This is a genomic window from Mucilaginibacter rubeus (assembly GCF_003286415.2).
GTDB classification, from domain to species: domain Bacteria; phylum Bacteroidota; class Bacteroidia; order Sphingobacteriales; family Sphingobacteriaceae; genus Mucilaginibacter; species Mucilaginibacter rubeus_A.
This window is the reverse complement of the sequence record NZ_CP043450.1, coordinates 3,843,854-3,863,704: the sequence shown is the minus strand read 5'-3', so window position 1 is coordinate 3,863,704 and position 19,851 is coordinate 3,843,854. Positions and strand designations below refer to the sequence as shown.

15 protein-coding genes and 1 pseudogene are annotated in these 19,851 nt (G+C 41.2%); 11 read left to right on the top strand and 5 right to left on the bottom strand.

Annotated features, from left to right (window positions below):
• Window positions 1-72 precede the first annotated feature (72 nt).
• Together DEO27_RS15205 and DEO27_RS15200 are read left to right on the top strand one after the other, a co-directional pair.
• On the top strand, window positions 73-1,365 hold the full coding sequence (locus DEO27_RS15205) for an NAD(P)/FAD-dependent oxidoreductase (RefSeq protein ID WP_112573855.1): 1,293 nt from the start codon (window positions 73-75) through the stop codon (window positions 1,363-1,365).
• Window positions 1,366-1,584: 219 nt separating this feature from the next.
• A complete protein-coding gene (locus DEO27_RS15200) occupies window positions 1,585-4,566 on the top strand; it encodes a lantibiotic dehydratase (RefSeq protein WP_112573854.1) in 2,982 nt (993 codons plus the stop codon).
• A gap of 1 nt (window position 4,567) precedes the next feature.
• Here DEO27_RS15200 and DEO27_RS15195 read toward each other — a convergent pair whose 3' ends face one another.
• Together DEO27_RS15195 and DEO27_RS15190 are read right to left on the bottom strand one after the other, a co-directional pair.
• Window positions 4,568-5,305 (bottom strand): LytR/AlgR family response regulator transcription factor, encoded by a 738-nt coding sequence (locus tag DEO27_RS15195; RefSeq protein WP_112573853.1) that lies wholly within the window; start codon window positions 5,303-5,305, stop codon window positions 4,568-4,570.
• Complete coding sequence (locus DEO27_RS15190) at window positions 5,292-6,365, bottom strand: sensor histidine kinase (RefSeq protein ID WP_112573852.1); 1,074 nt, start codon at window positions 6,363-6,365, stop codon at window positions 5,292-5,294. The genes DEO27_RS15195 and DEO27_RS15190 overlap by 14 nt, the downstream gene beginning before the upstream one ends.
• A 166-nt stretch (window positions 6,366-6,531) precedes the next feature.
• Between DEO27_RS15190 and DEO27_RS31470 the strand changes: the two genes are divergently transcribed.
• The 3 genes from DEO27_RS31470 to DEO27_RS15180 all read left to right on the top strand — a co-directional run bounded on the left by DEO27_RS31470 (window position 6,532) and on the right by DEO27_RS15180 (window position 11,042).
• On the top strand, window positions 6,532-6,702 hold the full coding sequence (locus DEO27_RS31470; RefSeq protein ID WP_190295101.1) for a hypothetical protein: 171 nt from the start codon (window positions 6,532-6,534) through the stop codon (window positions 6,700-6,702).
• 87 nt (window positions 6,703-6,789) lie between these two features.
• A complete protein-coding gene (locus tag DEO27_RS15185; protein WP_112573851.1) occupies window positions 6,790-9,885 on the top strand; it encodes a lantibiotic dehydratase in 3,096 nt (1,031 codons plus the stop codon).
• Between the two features lie 254 nt (window positions 9,886-10,139).
• Window positions 10,140-11,042 carry a metallophosphoesterase family protein gene (locus DEO27_RS15180; protein ID WP_112574005.1) on the top strand — a complete coding sequence of 301 codons (903 nt, stop codon included), beginning with the start codon at window positions 10,140-10,142 and terminating at the stop codon, window positions 11,040-11,042.
• A 62-nt stretch (window positions 11,043-11,104) separates the two neighbouring features.
• On the opposite strand, the gene DEO27_RS15175 is transcribed toward DEO27_RS15180, so the two are convergent.
• The gene (locus DEO27_RS15175; RefSeq protein WP_112573850.1) at window positions 11,105-14,140 is read right to left on the bottom strand and encodes a DUF2723 domain-containing protein; all 3,036 of its coding nucleotides are present in this window, start codon (window positions 14,138-14,140) and stop codon (window positions 11,105-11,107) included.
• Between the two features lie 196 nt (window positions 14,141-14,336).
• On the opposite strand from DEO27_RS15175, the gene DEO27_RS15170 reads away from it, so the two are divergent.
• The 3 genes and pseudogenes from DEO27_RS15170 (at window position 14,337) to DEO27_RS15155 (ending at window position 15,899) form a co-directional block, all read left to right on the top strand.
• Complete coding sequence (locus DEO27_RS15170; RefSeq protein ID WP_112573849.1) at window positions 14,337-15,122, top strand: mechanosensitive ion channel family protein; 786 nt, start codon at window positions 14,337-14,339, stop codon at window positions 15,120-15,122.
• A gap of 11 nt (window positions 15,123-15,133) precedes the next feature.
• A pseudogene (locus DEO27_RS31995) lies at window positions 15,134-15,633 on the top strand (inorganic diphosphatase).
• A gap of 83 nt (window positions 15,634-15,716) precedes the next feature.
• Window positions 15,717-15,899 carry a hypothetical protein gene (locus DEO27_RS15155; RefSeq protein WP_112573846.1) on the top strand — a complete coding sequence of 61 codons (183 nt, stop codon included), beginning with the start codon at window positions 15,717-15,719 and terminating at the stop codon, window positions 15,897-15,899.
• Window positions 15,900-15,973: 74 nt separating this feature from the next.
• On the opposite strand, the gene DEO27_RS15150 is transcribed toward DEO27_RS15155, so the two are convergent.
• Entirely contained in the window at window positions 15,974-16,369 is a 396-nt protein-coding gene (locus DEO27_RS15150; protein WP_112573845.1) for a winged helix-turn-helix transcriptional regulator, read from the bottom strand.
• Window positions 16,370-16,460: 91 nt separating this feature from the next.
• Between DEO27_RS15150 and DEO27_RS15145 the strand changes: the two genes are divergently transcribed.
• Window positions 16,461-16,820, top strand: coding sequence for a DoxX family protein (locus tag DEO27_RS15145; protein ID WP_112573844.1), 360 nt, complete (start codon window positions 16,461-16,463; stop codon window positions 16,818-16,820).
• Between the two features lie 186 nt (window positions 16,821-17,006).
• On the opposite strand, the gene DEO27_RS15140 is transcribed toward DEO27_RS15145, so the two are convergent.
• Window positions 17,007-17,885, bottom strand: a complete 879-nt coding sequence (locus DEO27_RS15140) for a glycoside hydrolase family 25 protein (protein WP_112573843.1) — start codon at window positions 17,883-17,885, stop codon at window positions 17,007-17,009.
• Window positions 17,886-18,107: 222 nt separating this feature from the next.
• Here DEO27_RS15140 and DEO27_RS15135 point away from each other — a divergent pair, with 222 nt between their 5' ends.
• The gene (locus tag DEO27_RS15135) at window positions 18,108-18,545 is read left to right on the top strand and encodes a MarR family winged helix-turn-helix transcriptional regulator (RefSeq protein ID WP_112573842.1); all 438 of its coding nucleotides are present in this window, start codon (window positions 18,108-18,110) and stop codon (window positions 18,543-18,545) included.
• 21 nt (window positions 18,546-18,566) lie between these two features.
• Window positions 18,567-19,832, top strand: a complete 1,266-nt coding sequence (locus DEO27_RS15130) for an MFS transporter (RefSeq protein WP_112573841.1) — start codon at window positions 18,567-18,569, stop codon at window positions 19,830-19,832.
• Window positions 19,833-19,851: the final 19 nt, after the last annotated feature.

Sequence of the window (19,851 nt, the reverse complement as noted above, 5' to 3'; positions counted from 1 at the left end):
CCGGGATATTTTTTTGAAATCAGTCTTTTCCTGCTTCGTCTGTCTGCAAAACGATTATAAATATTAAATATCATGACAAGCGTAACACCCAACGGTGATAAAAAAAAGATAGTAATAGTTGGCGGCGGCTTTGCCGGTCTTAATGTTGCCGAGCAGCTATATAAAAATAAGCACTATGATGTAACCCTGGTTGATAAAAATAACTACAATTATTTTACACCGCTGCTGTACCAGGTAGCAACCAGCTTCCTTGAACCATCAAGTATTAGTTATCCATTTCGTAAATTATTCAGGGATAAAAGGTTAAACTTTAGGATGGCCGCTGTAGTTAAGGTTGATCCGGCAGCGAAGATCCTGTATTTAACCGACGGGGAGCTGTCTTATGATTACCTTGTATTTGCGGCTGGCGCCAGCACCAATTTTTACGGTATCGAAAGCGTTAAGCAGAATGCTATATCACTTAAAGAAATTGACGACGCGTTGTATATGCGTAACAGTCTTATTAAAACGATGGAAAAGGCGGCCATTACTACCGATTCGGTTGAGCGCCAAAAGCTTTTAACCATAGTTGTTGCCGGTGGTGGCCCTACTGGTGTGGAAGTGGCAGGTATGCTGGCCGAAATGAAAAACTATATCCTTAAAAAAGATTATCCTGAATTAACTAATGCCAGGGGGAAAATTTATATAGTTGATGGCGGTCCCTATTTGCTTGCTCCAATGAGTGATAAAACCCATAGCGAAACCCGCCAGGCGCTTATTGATTTGGGTGTTGAAGTTAAGTTGAATGCCCATGTAAGTGATTTTAGCAATGGTGTGGTAACATTTGCCAACGGCGAAACGCTTGAAGCTAAAACCCTGATCTGGGCTGCAGGTATCATTGCCAATACATTTGAAGGTATACCCGCCGCAAGTTTGGGGATTGGCCGCCGGATGATCACCGATGAATACAACCGGGTGAAAGATCTGGAAGATATATATGCTATAGGCGATATAAGTATACAGATGACTGATCCGGTTTATCCTAAAGGTCACCCGCAGCTGGCACAGGTGGCTATACAAATGGGGCGCAATACAGCTAAAAACTTTATAGCCATAGCAAAAGGTAAAAATATAAAGCCATTTAAATATTTTGACAGGGGTGATATGGCCATTGTTGGCCGGCACAATGCCGTTGTTGACCTGTTTAAGCATAAGGTGCACCTGAGCGGTTTTGCCGCTTTGTTTGTATGGTTATTTATTCATTTGATATCATTGGTGAATTATAATAATAAAATTAAAACCTTGTATAATTGGGCTGTGGCGTTTTTAACAAGAGATCAAGCTTTAAGGATGATATTCAGAGGCGGGAAAAACAATACGGATTAATACTTATTAGCTAATTAAATTATGGATAATACTTATTATTAGATATTAAATCCGAATTGCTTATTACATTTGCCCATAAATGGGGCAGTGCCTTATTCAGGTAACTGCCCCATTTTTTATTGAAATTATGTGTCATATAAATGCAGTTTTTGCCCGCTAACTAAAATAGCTTAACTTAAGTTCGCTATTATATACCTGACCTTGCCTTTTTATATACAGATGAAAGTTAATTTTATTAACGGTTTAATTTTACGCTCGGCTGCTTTGTCATACAGGCAAAAGCTTGGGAAAAATAGTTTACTTACTTTATGGAATAACAGACTAATAAAGGAAAGTATTTATATAGCAAGCAAATCGCTTTATAACGAACTTGATATTTTGTTTGCGGGCGAGCAATCCCATGCCAAAGAAGCTCAATTATTATCAAGTTTTTATAAGTACATGGCGCGTATGGCAAACCGGGCCACGCCATTTGGTTTGTTTGCTGGTTGTTCGTCGGTTTATTGGGGCGAAATCAATAAAGTAAAACTTTCGGCAAAATTCAGAAAGTATACTGTACCCGATGCTGTGGTGAGCTTCTCGCTCGCCAAACAAATTGAAAGCGCCAATCAGCTACTGGCGGGTTATAAGCTTAATAATACGCTTTACAAAGTTGGTGGCGATTTACGTTTTATTACTTATCAAATTATTGATGATCAAAGAATTTACCAGGTAAGTGCTCTTGAAAGTAATAACGTGCTTGACGAGATAATTAATGTTGTTGGCGACGGAATATGGAATAAGCAACAATTGCTGGAAAAGTTTCCGGATTTTGAACAGGATGATTTTATAGCCTTTATTGATGACCTTATAGAAGGGCAGTTACTAAAACCTGCATTTGAACCGGCAATAGGTTATGATTTCCCTGTCTTTTTGCAGAAAACGGACGATACCGGGTTAAACAATACCGTTGATGCATTAATAAATCTGATTAGCGAGGTAAATAGTTACCATCCTGATAACCCGAACTGGTTCTCATTTTACACCCTCATTGAACAACTTACCAACCAGATAACCGGGCGGGAGCTCAAAGATCAGATCCATATTACCCGATTTAATGAACTAAACGAGCAGGAACTTGATAAATCACTCCAGTGGAAAATAGGGAAAGGCATTGCCTTATTGAATAACCTGAATCCGCCGGTACCCAATAAAAGGATAGAGCAATTTAAGGCGCGGTTCAGGAAAAGATATGAAGAACAAAGCGTGCCGCTTCTGGAGGCATTTGATACCGATACCGGAATTGAATATGGGCAATGGTATGAACATGAAACCCTTTTTACCGAAGGTTTGTATGCCGGCAGTGAGGGTACTCCTTCGTTGATAGATTATACAGAGATTGATTTTAAAATGCTTGACCTGCTCAATCGTGCCAAAATAGAGAAACAGTATAAGGTTATTATTCCCAATAATTTTGTTAAAGAGCGGAGCACAGATAACCTGCCTTTTTCTATGTGCGCGCTTTTTCAGGTTTTCGATAACGATCTTTTATTTCTTGAAAGGGTTACAGGCCCGGGAGCCCTAAGTATGATAGCGCGGTTTGCCATGGGGGACGCCGAAATACACAAAGCAGGTTTGGATATAGCAACAAAAGAGGCTGATAATAGTCCCGACGCGATGTTTGCCGAAATAATTCACATGCCTGAGGAACGCATCCTGAACGTTATGATGCATCCACAGTTTTGGCCTCATGAACTGGCTTATATTGATGACGCTAAAGGTAAGTCAGTTTTGCGGCTTGATGATATTTATATCAAGCTTGAGCAAAATGTATTTAAACTGTTTTCAAAAAAGCATCAGAAAGAAGTAATCCCAAGGTTAAGTAGTGCTTATAATTATAACCGGTCGCAACATCCTATTTATACCTTTTTGTGCGATATTCAACATCAGCGCGGTAACGGAAGCCTGAGTTTTAACTGGGGGGCGCTCGCAAATGATTATGTGTTTTTCCCTCGGGTTGAAACCGGTTTTGGCCTCATCCTGCACCGGGCTACCTGGAAGTTTACTCCAGCCATTTTAGACGAGCTTTGCAAGGCCGAAAAATTCACAGATAAATTTTGTGATCTGTTTGGTAGCTTCAGCAAAGAATGGCTGATACCCGATAAATTTTATATTGTAAAAGGCGATAACGAATTGCTTATTGATACCGGAAATGAGATAAGTATGCAGGTGCTTGCAAAGGAAATAACAAGGCAAGCCCCGGTTTTGATTTTCTCCGAATGCATTCATCTTGAGCATGAGGCCGTTGTAAAGGATGCGGAAGGAAACCCTTATATGCACCAGTTTGTAGCGCCCTTTCATTTCGACAGGCCATTAACGCCTCTTTATTTTCAGTATGTCGAAAATACGCTGCAGCGAAACTTTTTTCCGGGCAGCGAGTGGCTGTTCATCAAGTTATACCTCAGCAGTAATATTGCCAACGAGGTGTTGTTAAAGCTTGATGAGCTGTTAAATTACTCGGCTGAGATAAAAATAAAACAATGGTTTTTTATCAGGTACCATGATCCTGATAATCACATCCGGGTGAGGGTAAACCTGCTTGATGAAGTTGATTTTCAGGAGGTTTATTTGGCAATACGGGAGGTGCTGTCGCCATTTTTACTGAGCGGCCAGGTTCATGTTGTGCAGCTTGATACTTATGTGCGCGAGCTGGAGCGTTATGGGCAGCAGATAGAACAGGCTGAAGGGCTTTTTTGTATCGAAACTATGTTTTGTTGCAATGTGTTCAGGATGCTTGAAAGTAACCGCTATGATACTGAAGATTGGCTCCTGATTTTTTGGCTCATCAAAGATTATCTTAACCTGATGAGTACAGACCTTGCCGATCAGCTGCAATTTGTTGAGCGACAACAGGCTTACTTTTTTACCGAGTTTGATGACAAAGCTGTTAAAATACAGATTGATCAGTTATACCGGAAATATCATAGTAGTTTAAATAACCTGCTATTGGCGTATGATGACCTGCTTCAGCAAAAAAGAAAACGGGTTGAATTGCTGCTTCAAAAGTATAATATCAACTGGAATGCCAAGTTTTTAAGTAGTATAATCCATATGGCCGTTAATCGTTACTTCAATACGCAACAACGCCTGCATGAATGCATCCTTTACGGGTTGCTTTTAAAATTTCTCAAATCGGAAAAAGCAAGAAAGGGAAAACCGTAATCTATTTAAACATCTTGTTATTGAGCAAAGCAAAAAATCCGTCGCGATAAGTAACCCCTATAGGAACTTTTTCTTTGATTTTATCAAATATTACCATGTTGCCGTCTATCGCTTTGATGCGTTTTAAAGCTATGATATATGATTTATGGGTACGTGCAAAATCTTCCTGCGGCAGACTGTCGGCCAGCGTTTTCATGCTTACCAGCGAAATGTGCCTTTCTGTTTCTGTAAAAACTGAGCAATAGTTTTTAAGTCCCTCTATATAAATTATATCATCAAAGTTTATTCTTACAATTTTACCCCGATCTGTTTTCAGGTAAAACGAATCGGATTTAGGTTGCATGTCAATTACCTGCGAGGGTTTGTTTGCTGCAAGCAATAAAAGTTTATCAAGCGCCTTTTGAGCGGCCTGCAAAAATCTGTCGAAAGCGAAAGGCTTGAGCAGGTAATCAAGTACGTTGTTCTCGAAGCCGGCAAGTGCAAATTCACTAAAGGCTGATGTTATGATAACCTCAGTGTTTTTAGGGAGCATCTTAATCAGGTCGATACCCGAAAGTTCGGGCATATTAATATCAAGAAATATAAGGTCGACTGCCGATTCTTTCAAATACAATAATGCCTCAATTGGATTTGTAAAAGTTTGAGTAAGATTAATGAACGGCACTTTTGATATGAAATCGCTTAAAATATCAATAGCGTAAGGCTCATCCTCAACAATAATACAATTAATTACTTTCATGATATTTTAAAGGCATAATAAGTTTACACTCATAGCTATTATGTGTTTCATTTACCAATAGCTCATATCCATCAGGGCCATACTCATCCGTTAATCTTTCACGGATATAATTCAGCCCTATCCCGTTTGATTGTACTTTATTTACGCTGTTATTGTTTTTGTAATTAAGCGAGTAAAAATGCAGTTTCCCATCTTCAACGGCAATGTTCAAAGCTGCTTCTTTGGTGTTTTGATTAAAAATGCCATGCTTAAACATGTTTTCGATAAGCGTAATTAAAATCAATGAAACTACCCTATACGGTTTTAAAACGTTTTCGATACTGATGTTCATAAAAAAAGCTTTGCTCCGGCTTTCATGAATTTTTATGAAATCTTTAATATAGGCCAGCTCACTTTCAAGACTGCTGTATCCATCCTCATTTTTGGTTAAGGCGTAACGCATGATATTTGACAATGTAATAATTGACTGCCCAACCTCCGGAAGCTTTTTGTAAGTTTCAGCATATAAAAACCCCAGGGTGTTGAATACAAAATGCGGGTTGATCTGTGATTTTATTACATTCAACTCGGCCTGTAGTGCCTGTTTTTCTAATTTTTGCTGTTGCTCAAGCATTTGCACTTTTTCAAGTCTGTGTTGGGCGGCTTCACGCTCTTTTAATATTACTTCTCTCGCAAAGCCATAAGCTGCACCCATTACTGCAAAATAAATTGAACGCATTACAAAAGTCAGAATTCGCGTAGGGGTTCCGTAAACTTTAAGTGAGCTGTGCAGGAAAACGATAAATGAAAATGCCTTTAAGTAAGCCGATATGGTAATGATAACTGCCGAAACAGCAAAGATTACTATTACCAAAAGCAATTTGTTCCCGATTTTCTTTTTAAAGAATTTGTAAAAGCCCCAGATACTATAAAATACGCCGGCGTTAACGGTGAAGGCAACAATAGTGTTAGGAAACTCCACCCCCATGCCGGCGAAGTAAGCGATCACTTCTTCATAAAGCAGATAAATAATCCAAAAAATCAGGTGCTGAAATATTGCCTTTAGGTTTTTCTTATTCACTGTAAAAGTCCTCTTGTTATTTTTTTTCGTCACGCTTAAAAGCGGCTTTGGTCATTCGGAAACGGGCATTGGTACTAATTTTTTTCTCTGTAAATGGCTGTTAACCACATTTATACTATCAAGGTTAAATAATCAACTATCCATAGCCATTTAAAAGTTTAAAATTATGAAAAATCACGACAAAGCCGCTTTACCAAAAATCCAAATTAAACAAGTACAGGTGTTAAACAGGGCTTTTACCGGTAATGCAACAAAATATGGTAACCAGGCAGGGTTTATTATGACGCAAACAACTACTGAAACTGTTACAACTAACACAGTTACTGGTATTATTTAATTGGGCCATCCCACATCGTGGTGCCATTTAAATGAATTGAACTAAACGTTTTTCATCAATTAGGTTATTTAACAATAGCCGGCTGTTATGAAAGCAACAAAATTATCTGAGCTATATAAATTTTCGTCAAGCTTGATGTTAAGGTTTCCTGCTTTTGACAGCAGTGAGGTCTTAACGTCTGCTGATGTCAGAAAATTTGCTAAAGATGAATTGTTTATGCAGGCGCTTTGGCTTACATCCAAAGATCTGTATGAAGCAGTTTTAAATATTGATGATATAAGCGATCAAAAAAAAAGGGAGAAGCTTGAAATAACCATTGCCAAATTTATAAACCGGAGCGCGACAGGCGTCAATCCGTCAGGGTTGTTTGCAGGTTGCGCCGCCGTTAATTGGGGCGAGCGTACCGATTTGCAGCTTGGCGGGGTTTACCAGCATATAAGGCTAAACGTTGCTGCTGCTGTCAATATAACTCATCAGTTTTTAAATGATGAAGTTATAAGATCATTACTGAATTACAGGGTAAATAAAACACTGTATACGCTAAACGGATCTTACAGCAAGATTGACTATCAAACTTTAAACTGTGGTAAATATAAAGCCTCGTCGGTAAAGATATCTGATGACCTTCGGTCGGTTATTGGGTTTTGCGACGGTTTTAGGTCATATGATTCAATAAGGCTATTTATAATGCAGGCACTTGGGAAAACTGAGGAGTCTGCTTTAGTTTTTTTGAACCAGCTGATTGAAAGCCAGGTTTTATGGAGCGAGCTTGAGCCTTGTGTGGAAGGTAAAGAATACCTTGACCAGGCTATTGAAATTTTTACGCGGTTAGAAAAAACAAGCGCGGAAGCGAAAGCTTGTTTATCAACGCTGAATGCGATTAAGGAGGTGCTGCCCGGCACCGATAGTGTAATTAAGAAAAATAATAAGGTAGCTATGATTTTGAAAGATTTGTCAGGGGATACCTCACAGGGAACACTGTTGCAGGTAGATTATTTTAGGCAGGGGGCTTCGGCTACGCTTGATAAAGCTTATGCCGATCAATTGCTTGATGCTATTGATATGCTTAACCGGATTTCACCCCGGAATCAAAGTAAAAATTTAAAGACATTTATAAAGCGCTTTAGTGACCGCTATCATGAGCAGGAGGTGCGACTAACAGATGCGCTCGATCCTGAAAAAGGCATCGGTTATACCGGAAAGCGGTCTGCAGAGTCTTCAGGCCGTACAACCGGTAATAAAGATCCTCAATATACCGATGCTGTGAAATGGCTTATTGGTCAAATTGTTAACAATCCCGGACAAGAAGTTATTCATTTACAAAAATCACAGTTTGAGAATGTTAAAATCGCAGATGATGAATTGCCGCCGAGTTTTTCGGTAATGTTCCGCATTTCGGGGCATGATGAGCCTTTGCTTTATCTTGAACATTGCGGCTGGCCGGCAGGTACTGCCATGCTTGGCCGCCTGGCGGGTGCCGATCGGAATTTTGGACAGATTCTTGAAGAGATTGCCGAAACAGAGGCTCGTATTTATGAGCCGGCGATAGTAGCCGAAATTATACATACACCAGATGACAGTTTGGGAAGCTTTACATCCGCGCCATATCGGAACTCGCCGTTACAAACACAGCTAAGTGCCGGTGATCAGGAGGTTAACTTAACAGATCTATTAATATCTGTTAAAGGGAACAATATTATACTACGCTCTGCTAAATTGGGTAAACGGATTATTCCACGGTTAAATACCGCGTATAATTATGGCATGACATCATTGCCTGTATATCAGTTCCTGGCCGACTTGCAATGCCAGGATTCAAAATATCAGCTTGGTTTTAATCTTGATATATTACCTAAACTTGGGGTAACCAGAACGCCAAGAGTAGTTTATGAGGGCGTAATATTAGCCTTAAAAACATGGTACATGGCCAATGCCGATTTACAACAGTTATCAAAAGATTTAGCTGTTGATTACGATCAGGCCTGGGCAAAGTTTATTAAATACTGGGATTTGCCGGATGCTTTTGTTTTTACAGATACCGACAGTGAATTGGTTGTACACACCGGTAGCCGACTTGAGGTTGCGGCATGGCTTTCATCGTGCAAAAAAAGGAATGAAGTTGTTTTGCGCGAATACATCGGCGAACGCAAAAACATTGTTCTTAAAAAGAAAGACGAAAAGCTTATCGGGAACCAGTTTGTTGCTGTTTTAAAACGCGGCGAAAAAACAACCGGTAAGTATGGAAACATGATGCCATTAAGTACAAACGCGGCAAAAAGGCAGTTTTTCCCGGGCGATGAATGGCTGTACGTAAAACTATATTGCGGGGTTAAAACCGCTGAGCAGGTAATTGGTAACGAATTGATCCAACTAAGCAAAAAACTTTATCACGAAGACTTGATAGATCAGTGGTTTTACGTGCGATATGCCGATCCAGAGCCACATATCCGTTTCAGGGTCCACCTTGCGTCGGTATTTGCGCTAGGTAGGGTGATTCAAAGTGTTAACAGCACTTTTTCGGCCCTGATTAAATCAAAGCAGATCTGGAAGGTTCAGTTTGATACTTATGAGCGCGAATTGGAGCGCTACGGTGAAGCATCGATAGAACTTGTAGAGCAGTTGTTTTTTAATGACAGCCTTGCCGTAGCCAGCCTTATATCAAGGGCCGAAATGACCGAGAACTTTGATGAAGTGCGATGGCTTTGGGGACTTTTATCAATTGACAGGTTATTGGATGACTTTGACTTTCAGCTTTCGCAGAAAACCGAGCTGATGGAATTGCTTGTGGCCTCATCTTACCCCGATGTTAATTATGATAACCTGCTTTCAAAACAGCTTACATTTAAATACAGGCACTACAAAAGCAGGATTGAAGGGCTTTTTGCTGAAGGGGCTATAGTTACAGGTGATGACCTGCTCAGGTACCGGAGTTTAAATAACAAGCCTGTTGCTTTATTACTTAATGAACTCATTTCATCCGGAACTGTGCCTCAGGATTTGAATTTGCTTGTAATCAGCCTTATTCAAATGAATATGAACCGTTTGTTTAAAACAAGGCAGCGTGTTTATGAGCTGGGCGTTTACGATTTTCTGCTGCTTTATTATAAATCGGTACTGCAAAATAAAGAATCAATTTATGAAACCAAATTTGCGGCCGGGGCCGAAAATGATTTCAGAAACTGAAATTGATTACATGACAAGGTAGATCATATCTACAATAAATAAAATAATAGGTTTATTACCCTAACAATACTTTAACCATTCCTACACAAATCACATTAAGCTTTCTGTTAATTCAGGAGGCTTTTTGTTTTTAAGAAACATAGCATTTGTTTCTTAATAAAAGTTTAACAAAGGTTCCGGTATGTCAGGAGCAATATAAATGTATTTTTGAACTTGCTATTGCCTGTGTTTTTAGGGGCAGTATTTATACAATAATGGAAAGAAGATCGGCATTAAAAAATATAGGCGGCCTGCTTTTGGTGCCTTCATTGGCACTTGGCAAAACAACAACATTGGCCAAACCTTCGTTACGGATAGCCCATATTACCGATGTGCACCTGAAAGATAAGTTTGATGCACCCGCGAGGTTTACGAGGTGCCTGCACCATCTGCAACAACAAACACCTAAAGTTGATATGGTATTAAATGGTGGCGATATTGTTTTTGATATGAATAAAGAAAACATCGGCACTATTAACGATCAATGGAAACTGGTGCAAAACATCATGAAAAATGAATGTAGTTTGCCGGTTCATTATTGTTTAGGTAATCATGATATCTGGTGGTATGAGGATGATAAAGGCCAGGCCATCTATGGCAAAAAATATGCTTTAGATAAGCTGCAGCTTGTAAAACCATACTACAGCATGGTTAAAAACGGCTGGAAAATCATTGTGCTTGATAGTGTGCATTTGGATATTGATAATACCTGGTACATAGGCAAACTGGGCGATGAGCAGTTTAACTGGCTTAGCGACGAACTGAAAGCTACCGATGCTAATATGCCGGTGATGGTAATGTCGCACATTCCGATACTTACCGCTTTGCTGATGATTGAAGATGATATTGTAAACAAATGGACTATGCTTGGCGGCGATATGCACACTGATACGGCTAAGATCATTAACCTGTTTTATCAGCACCCTAACGTGAAGTTATGCCTGAGCGGGCACCTGCACATGCGCGATAAAGTGGTTTATAATAATGTTACTTACCTGTGTAACGGCGCTGTTTCCGGTGCCTGGTGGGAGGGTAACCGCCGCGAAACGGCGCCCGGCTATGGTTTGATTGACCTGTATGCCGATGGTACCTTCGATGAAAAATACGTGAATTACTAAAACATAAAAAAGGGGCGGACTAAATTAAATAGCCCGCCCCATAGCATATATATGTTGGTTGTTTAGAGCTGGAGAATACTTTTAAACTTATCGGCATAATCATTAAGCTGGGCCAATAACTGACCACTTAACTCCATTTGGTTGCTGTTATGTGTAATGGCAACCATATTGTTTAGTAACGACATGCTGATCTGCACGTCGCGCGGGCTTAACCGGCCTGTATCCTTTTGCAATTGATGGTAATTATAGTCAAGCTTATCGGTAAGGTACCCGTTAACGCTTTTGATTAGCTTGTTGCCCAGTTTTGCATAGTCAAGCTTGTAGGAAGTGTCGGCCATAGTAATTTTACCTTGTGCAGCCATAAAATTAGGGTTGATATCAGGCATCACTTCTTCATATTTATGCAGCGCGTTAAGTGCAAGATCAGGATGCCCGTCCTTTAACAGCCCTGTCGAAAGATCCGAGAAAGCTGATACCATTTGCGGATAAAACATGGTTGTTGATTGCTGATCAAGGTATTTGGCGGTTTTAAAATTACCGAATTTAAACTTGGTCATCATGTTGCTGTACATCACCAGGCTGTTGGTTTTTGAAAGCTGATCTGCTAATGATGAATCTGTTTTGAATGGCAACAATCGGTACGCAAAACCTTCCTGATATAAATAAGGCTGTAGCCCAACCATGCTTGTCTGCCCGATAGAGGTGGTAAAACAAATTGGTCGTTTCCAGTCGTTATGGGCCAGGATGTCAATCATAGCAAGGTTTTCTTTGGTAATGTAATTAGGAGGAAATTTCCATTTAATGGTATCCGTCAATAACCCTTTTTGCTCAGCCGTGATCACCTTGTTTTTCATTACATCGACTGCATTAACCGCAAGCTTGAAGTTTTTGGTTGGTAAATAGTTTTCGGTAGTGCCGTTGGTATATTCAACCCGGGTGCGTTTATCATCTGAGGTAATAAAATCAAATATATCTTTCACATCAACATACCCCGGTATTTTTGCATCATTATACCTGATTACATCGCGTGTGCCTAACTTGTATTTATCAAAGTTCATGGTGATAGGCAGGGCTTCGGCCTCGTTTATTTTACGCTGCATCTGCCTTACCGACCAATCGGCACTTAACAGGCTCAGGTTTACAATGCGTACGTCGGGGCGAATATTTTCCACTTCCTGATCATACCATAACGAGTAGGTATCATTATCGCCCAGATCAAACAGGATAGCGTTTTTGGGACACGACATTAGGTAGTTGTAAGCCATATCATGAGCTGCCATTTTGGTTGAACGATCGTGGTTTTTCCATTCTTTACTCGCCAATAAAATAGGGCCAACGATGGTGCAAAGTACAAATGCCCCAATCGTTGCGAATCGCGGATTGATCTTTTTAGGTACCAGGTCAATCAACGCGATTAATCCTACGCCAATCCAAATAGCGAAGGCATAAAACGAACCAACGTATGAGTAATCACGTTCGCGCGGTTGTACCGACGGTTGGTTGACATACAACACAATGGCCAGTCCGGTGAAAAAGAATAGTAATGTGATTACCAGTGCATCTTTTCGTCTTTTTTGGAAATGATACAGCATTCCTAATAAACCAACAATTAAAGGCAAAGCATAAAGTGGAGTGTAGGTAACATTGTTCAAAACAAACTTGGGTGTATTGGAAGTGTTATTGAATAAACCCGATGTCCAGTTGCCGCCAATGCCGTTCATATTGGTTTGGCCTTCCATGTCGTCGTCACTGTAGCGGCCAACAAAGTTCCACATAAAATAGCGCCAGTACATCTGGTACATTTGCCAGCTGAACATCCACTTTAAATTATCCGAGAAAGTAGGAGTGGCGTTATCACTCAGTTGCAGCCAGTCGCGGTAAAATTGGGCATCCTGGGTATAGGTGGTATTCTCCTCTGTCGACCACATGCGGGGCAAAATACTGGTATGATCATAAACATAATTAGGTTTGTTATATGCAACCTCGTATTTGTTTTTGCCTTTGCGGTATAGCGGTGTACCATCGGTAACGTCGGTTATCTTGGCATCAAAGTAGGGGCCGCTTAATAAGGGTGTTTCGCCGTATTGCGTACGGTTAAGATATTCAACCATGGTAAATGCATCACTTGGGTGCGAATTATTAAGATTAGTACCTGCCGATGCCCGGATAGGGATATAAACAAATGAGCTGTATCCAAAGTAAATGAATACGATGCAAAGCAGGCCCACATTTAAAAAGTGTTTTTGCTTGCGAATGCTATACCAGATACCGGCTACCAACAATCCTATCAGCAATAAAAAGAAGAATAAAACGCCGCTTCCGAAACCTAAGCCCATAGTGTTCACAAAAAACAGATCGAACCGGGCAGCAAGCGCGATGGTATATCCCCTTATCCCAAACTGCACAAAAGCCAATATCAGGATGCTGATAGCGAATGCGATAAGGCCACTTTTGATATTGATTTTTTTATGCCTGCGAAAGTAGTAAACCATAACCAGGGCCGGTATAGTCAATAAGTTAAGCAGGTGAATGCCTATGGAAAGACCAATGATATAGGCGATGAACACCAGCCACCTGTCGGCTCTTGGCTCATCTGCAACGGCATCCCATTTTAAAATTGCCCAGAATACTACCGCCGTGCATAACGACGACCAGGCGAAAACAATGGTTTCAACCGCCGAAAACCAAAAGGTATCGGTAAAGGCGAATGCAAGGGCACCGGTTAACCCGGCACCCATTATTTGTAAGGTTTGGGTTTTGTTTAGTTGGGAATCTTTTATAGCGAGGAGCTTTTTGGCAAATGCGGTTATACTCCAAAATAAAAACATAATAGTAGCGCCGCTGGCCAATGCCGAACCAAGGTTGGTGAAGTACGCCACTTTAGTTCTATCGCCCATGGATAGCAGGGAAAAAGCTTTGCCTATCATAGCAAAAAGCGGGTATCCGGGTTGGTGCGAAACCTGGAGTTTATAGGCGCAGGAAATAAATTCGCCGCAATCCCAGAAGCTTACAGAGGGCTCTAAAGTAAGGATATAAGTTAGGGATGCAAGGGTAAAACAAAGCCAGCCCAAAAGGTTGTTGATTTTGTTGTAGTTCATGATAAAGTGTAAAAGTTTTTTCAAATAGTTAATACCAAATTAGGGCTTAAGATTGGTAACGTATTGAAATTTAACACTTTTAACAATTATTAACACTTAATGGGCCGAAGTGTTAAATGGTTGTTAAAACAAACTGTTCCCTCAAATAAGCGTTAAGCTTTAATTGTTTTTTATTCGGAAGCTTAGCGTTTGTGTTATGAAGATAGAGAAGTTTTATGACCAGCTTTATATATGGGTGATCCGTTATGCACCCAGTTTTTTGATAGGTTTAGTGGTTTTGTTTATAGGTCTTTGGATGATTAACCTGCTGTTAAAATGGTGGCAGGCGCACATGCAAAAAAAGGAAATAGATCCTACCATAAAGCCGTTTTTGCAAAGCCTTGTAGGGGTTATACTCCGTGTGTTGCTGATACTGGGCGTGGTGCAGATCATGGGAATCCCTATAACGCTGTTTACCGCATTGGTTGGCGCTTTTGGTGTAGCTGCAGGTTTAGCACTTTCTGGTACGCTGCAAAATTTTGCCAGCGGGGTGCTTATCCTGTTGCTCAAGCCTTTTGTTGTAGGCGAAAATATCATAACCCAGGGACTTGAAGGAACGGTTACCGCCATCCAGATCTTTTATACCATTGTGAAAACTTTTGATAACCGGATAGTTATTGTTCCTAACGGCAAATTATCAAACGAGGTGATCATTAACATCAGCAGGGAAGGTACCCGAAGGCTGGATATTGAACTGAAGTTTGCCAATAATATAGATTATAACCAGGTAAAGTCGGTTATTGACTCGGCCATTAATAAATCAGAGAATATATTGGAGTCGCCTAACCGCAGGATTGGCGTTGCCGGATTAGATCCGGATGGTTACCGGGTAGGGGTGAACGTATGGGTGCATGCCCATGGTTTTCAGGATACGAAGCTGGCCGTTCAGGAAAACATTTTGCAGGATATCAAAGCGGCAGGAATAAAGATCCCCGGTCTATAATAAGATAAAACATGGATAATTTAGAAAACGGCATTACGGTAATTGTGGAAACGCCCAAAGGCAGTGGGCACAAGTATGATTACGATACCGCGACAAAGCAGTTTAAACTTAAAAAATTATTACCTGCCGGCATGGTTTTTCCATTTGATTTTGGGTTTATACCCAATACCGTTGGGGGCGATGGCGATCCGCTGGATGTGCTGGTGATATCAGAGATAAGTACTTTTCCAGGTTGTGTGATTGCAGGTTAATAGGGGCTTTTAAGGTAGAGCAAACCAGTCCGGAAGGAAAACGTTACCGTAACGACAGGCTGCTGGCAGTGCCTGTGGTGTCAAAATTTTTTACCGATCTGCATGATGCTGCGCAGTTGCCGCATAGCCTTACCGACCAGATAGAGGCCTTTTTTACCAATTACAATCGCCTTGAGTCAAAAGAATTTAATTTGATGGAACGCCTTGGGGCAGAGGGCGCTATGGAACTCGTGAATAATGCCACTACCGGTTACGAGTAGTTTTAGGGCAAATTTTATAAAACTCAATCGCGATTGGCCTGTAGTATTTATAATAAATATTGTTGAATTTAAATATAGCTACTATGAAAGCTCAACAGGATTTTAAGAATAATGCTAATACACAAGGCAAATCAACTGCCGATCGTGCCTTTACTAACCACAATGATGCGCAAAAACAAAAAGGCATCAGTAACGCGGGCGGGCAACGTTCCGATCAAACATCAAGCAGGGACAGCGCCCATCATCCCGAAAGGAAAAAAGCGTAATATTGTTATTTAATACAAAACGCCTTTGCTTACCAGGCAAAGACGTTTTGTACTGAAAATGAAGTTGAATATAATTAAACAACCATAGCCTTACGGGCTTCTGCCTCTTCCCGGCTCATTTGTTTTATATGCTCGCGGTGTTTCAAGCCCCACTCGCGCATCTCATTTATAACATTGCTCAATGAATTAGCATATTCCGTACGTTCATAAATTACGGTTACCGGAGTAGTATCATAAACTGTTCTCTTAATAAAGCCGTTCAATTCCAGGTCCCTTAGCTCTTTAGAGAGTACCTTGGGTGTGATGTTTTCGAGATCGCGCTGAAGCTCCTTAAACCGTTTAGGACCGGTCATTAAACTTACCAGCATTAGTAATTTCCATTTGCCGTTAACTACGTAAAGTGTATCGCGCACGGCGTTTACCGCGGCGTTGCAGGCCTCTTTATTGTGAATGACTTTTCCGTTGTTCATGCTGCTATCCTCAACGATACCGGTATCCTTTAGGATAGTAGTATCTTTTTGAAAGTAAAGGTAGCTAAGTTTGCGGCAAATAATTAATAAAATGAAAGCAACTAAGATTTTTTACTGGATACTGACCGCAATAGTAGCCTTGATGATGGTATTTTCATCATACGCATACTTAACCAAACCTGAAATGACCACCGCGTTTCATCATTTAGGTTTTCCGGATTATTTCAGGATTGAACTGGCAATAGCCAAACTTATTGGAGCCGTGGTATTATTAGTACCCGTACCGGCAAAGGTGAAAGAGTGGGCCTATGCTGGATTTACTTTTGTATTTGTTTCAGCTTTTATAGCGCACACGGTTTCAGGTGATCCGGTAGCAAACCGTGTTATGCCATTGGTGTTTTTGGTGATTTTGGGAGGGTCGTATTTCCTTTATCGTAAGCAGCGGCAATAGATTGCAAATAATTGAAAACACGTTGTCATTTCGAACCCTTTGAGGGGGAAATAGAGAGGCAAGGGTGAGAAATCTTATACGACATGCGTTATTCGCCCTGCTTGAAACCGCTCGTATAAGATTTCTCCTCACCTCCAACGCATCAGTCCCAGTCGGGTTCGTCGAAATGCCAGAGAGAGATAATACCTACGGTACCAGTAATTTTTCAAATTCCGTACTATCACCTTTAAAAACATTGAAATCCACCACGTGGTTAATGCCATTAACGTGGGCCTTATCTGAGTGCTGCCAAAATTTCCAGTTGGTTTTGTTTGATACAAGCAATTTAGGTTGATAATAATGCGCTATCCAAAGCGTATAACCATCAAAATAACCTTCCAGGTAATCCTGGTAAAACTTAAGGTTAGTGTATATAATAGGCTTGATGCCTGTACGGGTTTCAATGGTTTTGATAAAACTCTCTAATTGTTCCCTCATTTTTTCGGGACTGGTTCGATATAGCCGCTCTATATCAACCACCATAGGGAGGTCGCCTTTTTCGGTTTTTACCGTTTGCAAAAAAAACTTGGCTTGCCATACGCCGCTTTTTTGCGGAAGAAAAAAATGATAAGCGCCGCACATAATACCCGCTTTTGGTGCCTCTCGCCAGTTGCGCTGAAAATATGGGTCGACACTTAACACACCTTCGGTAGCTTTTATAAATGCAAAGCTTACATGTACGTCGCCCTCACGCATGGCTTTTACCTGTTTCCAGTTTATACGGCCCTGGTACGATGATACATCAACGCCATACACCGAGTATCCGTCGGGAATATGAATAGCAAAGTCCTTGTATTTACGGTAATGCGTATCCTCTCCGGCATCCATGATCCACCGCCAGGTGGCGCTGCCGAATTTTAAAATATAGCCGTAATAAAAAGGGGAGAGCAGGATGAGCAGTAAAGCACCGATTGCCACTATCCATGATGTGGAAAAGCCAGACTGTTGTTTTGTTTTGACTACCGGTTTTTTACGGGCAGGCGCTTTCTTTCTTACAGATGTTGTTTTCTTTTCAGGAGCAGGCACGGGGTAAAATTACGAAAAACGAACCGTTGATTGAGATTGATTACCTTGATTACGCTGATTTTTTAACTGGGTGTGGTTGTCAATGCATATTAGTTGCCGATATTTATGTAAGCTGATCGGTTTTCAGCGGAATCAAAAAATCAGCGGTCAGGTTTTACATTCCCTTAACAAATCAATCTCTATATTTGTAAGGTAAACTTACAAGTTTAACTGATTAAATATATGAGCGACGAAAAAGAGATCCAGCTGGCTTCCGAATTGAGGTTTATCATAGGCAGGCTCAGCAAAAAGATCAGGAAGACTTCGGCAACCGCCGAGAAACTTTCCCTGACCGAGCGATCGACCCTGGCCTTGATATTTCAATATGAAGAGATACTGCCTAATGAACTGGCAGCTATGGAAAAGATCACCACACAATCCATGTCGCAGATATTGAGCAACCTGCTTAACCTTGGGCTTGTCAAAAGGCGCATCTCTGAACTGGATAAACGTAAGGTGATCATCTCGCTTTCGGAAGAAGGGATCAGCCTAATTCATAAATCAAGAAGCGAAAAAGACGAGTGGCTTAACCGGGCCCTTGAGGCCACCTGTACTGCCGAAGAGCAGGAGATATTGAAGAAAGCGCTGGCCCCGCTGGCCAAATTGTTGAATTTTGATTGATTGAACCGACAGCAGAATCAGATGAGCAAGATAACTACATTCAACGCTTTTAAAAGCCGCAACTACCGGTTGTATTTCGGCGGGCAATCGGTTTCGTTATTGGGTACCTGGATGCAGAAAACTGCTGTAAGCTGGGTGATCTATTCGCAAACACACTCCAAGTTTATGCTGGGGCTAACCTTGTTCGCCAGCCTTTTTCCATCATTCCTGTTTTCGTTTATCGGGGGCGTAGTATCCGATAGGTACAACCGTTTTAAAGTGCTGTTATTTACGCAGGTAGCCTCAATGGTGCAGGCTGTTCTGCTTACATTGCTGGTGTATTTCGGCTATTATTCGATTTGGGCAATTCTGGCTTTAACCGCTATGTTGGGGCTCATTAACGCGTTTGATGTGCCTGCACGGCAATCGCTGGTTTACGAGATGGTTGATGATAAATCCGATCTGCCTAATGCACTTGCGCTTAATTCATCTATGGTAAACCTGTCGCGCCTGATAGGGCCGGGCATTGCAGGTTTGATCATCGAAAAATTTGGCGATTCGGTTTGTTTCGGGGCTAACGCGGTAAGCTTTATAGCGGTAATTGGCTCGTTGCTGATGATGCGCCTGCCCAAATTTGCTCCCAAGCCACACGGTAAAAATGTACTTGCCGATCTGAAAGATGGTTTCGAATACATCCAAAACACACCCACCATTAAGTTTATGCTGCTGATGCTTGCTACGGTAAGCTTATTCGTGTTGCCTTTTAGTACACTGATCCCGGTTTACGCTAAGGATATTTTTAAAGGCACGGCATCAACCTTTGGGGTGATAGACAGCGTGATAGGGCTCGGCGCTTTTGGCGGCGGGATCTTCCTGGCCTCGTTGAGTGCCGGCACCGATCTGAAAAGGATCCTCGCTATTAATACGCTGATATTTGGAGTAGGGTTGATCGTGTTTTCGCACATGCATAATTACCCGGTAGCATTGTTCTTCGCAGCTTTTATCGGTTTCGGCATGATGTCGCAGGTTACCATTGGCAATACCATTATTCAAACTACCGCCAGTCCTGAAATGCGCGGCAGGGTGATCAGTTACTACGCCATGTCCTTTTTTGGGATGCAGCCGCTTGGCGGTTTACTTATTGGCGCGGTATCGCAAAAAATAGGTGTACCAGATACAGTAATGGCCGAAGGCATGGTGGCACTCCTGTTAGGTATTATACACTTTAGCTTTTTAAGACGGAGCCGGCTGAAAAAGGCAGCCGCAGCGGCTGCTTTGCAGCAGCAACCTACAGAAGTTATTCCTTAAATATTAAACAATCAAATAA

Coding starts and splice junctions, on each gene's coding strand:
- DEO27_RS15205 (WP_112573855.1), top strand. CDS start 73: ATGACAAGCGTAACACCCAACGGTGATAAAAAAAAGATAGTAATAGTT.
- DEO27_RS15200 (WP_112573854.1), top strand. CDS start 1,585: ATGAAAGTTAATTTTATTAACGGTTTAATTTTACGCTCGGCTGCTTTG.
- DEO27_RS15195 (WP_112573853.1), bottom strand. CDS start 5,305: ATGAAAGTAATTAATTGTATTATTGTTGAGGATGAGCCTTACGCTATT.
- DEO27_RS31470 (WP_190295101.1), top strand. CDS start 6,532: ATGAAAAATCACGACAAAGCCGCTTTACCAAAAATCCAAATTAAACAA.
- DEO27_RS15185 (WP_112573851.1), top strand. CDS start 6,790: ATGAAAGCAACAAAATTATCTGAGCTATATAAATTTTCGTCAAGCTTG.
- DEO27_RS15180 (WP_112574005.1), top strand. CDS start 10,140: ATGGAAAGAAGATCGGCATTAAAAAATATAGGCGGCCTGCTTTTGGTG.
- DEO27_RS15175 (WP_112573850.1), bottom strand. CDS start 14,140: ATGAACTACAACAAAATCAACAACCTTTTGGGCTGGCTTTGTTTTACC.
- DEO27_RS15170 (WP_112573849.1), top strand. CDS start 14,337: ATGAAGATAGAGAAGTTTTATGACCAGCTTTATATATGGGTGATCCGT.
- DEO27_RS15155 (WP_112573846.1), top strand. CDS start 15,717: ATGAAAGCTCAACAGGATTTTAAGAATAATGCTAATACACAAGGCAAA.
- DEO27_RS15150 (WP_112573845.1), bottom strand. CDS start 16,369: ATGAACAACGGAAAAGTCATTCACAATAAAGAGGCCTGCAACGCCGCG.
- DEO27_RS15145 (WP_112573844.1), top strand. CDS start 16,461: ATGAAAGCAACTAAGATTTTTTACTGGATACTGACCGCAATAGTAGCC.
- DEO27_RS15135 (WP_112573842.1), top strand. CDS start 18,108: ATGAGCGACGAAAAAGAGATCCAGCTGGCTTCCGAATTGAGGTTTATC.
- DEO27_RS15130 (WP_112573841.1), top strand. CDS start 18,567: ATGAGCAAGATAACTACATTCAACGCTTTTAAAAGCCGCAACTACCGG.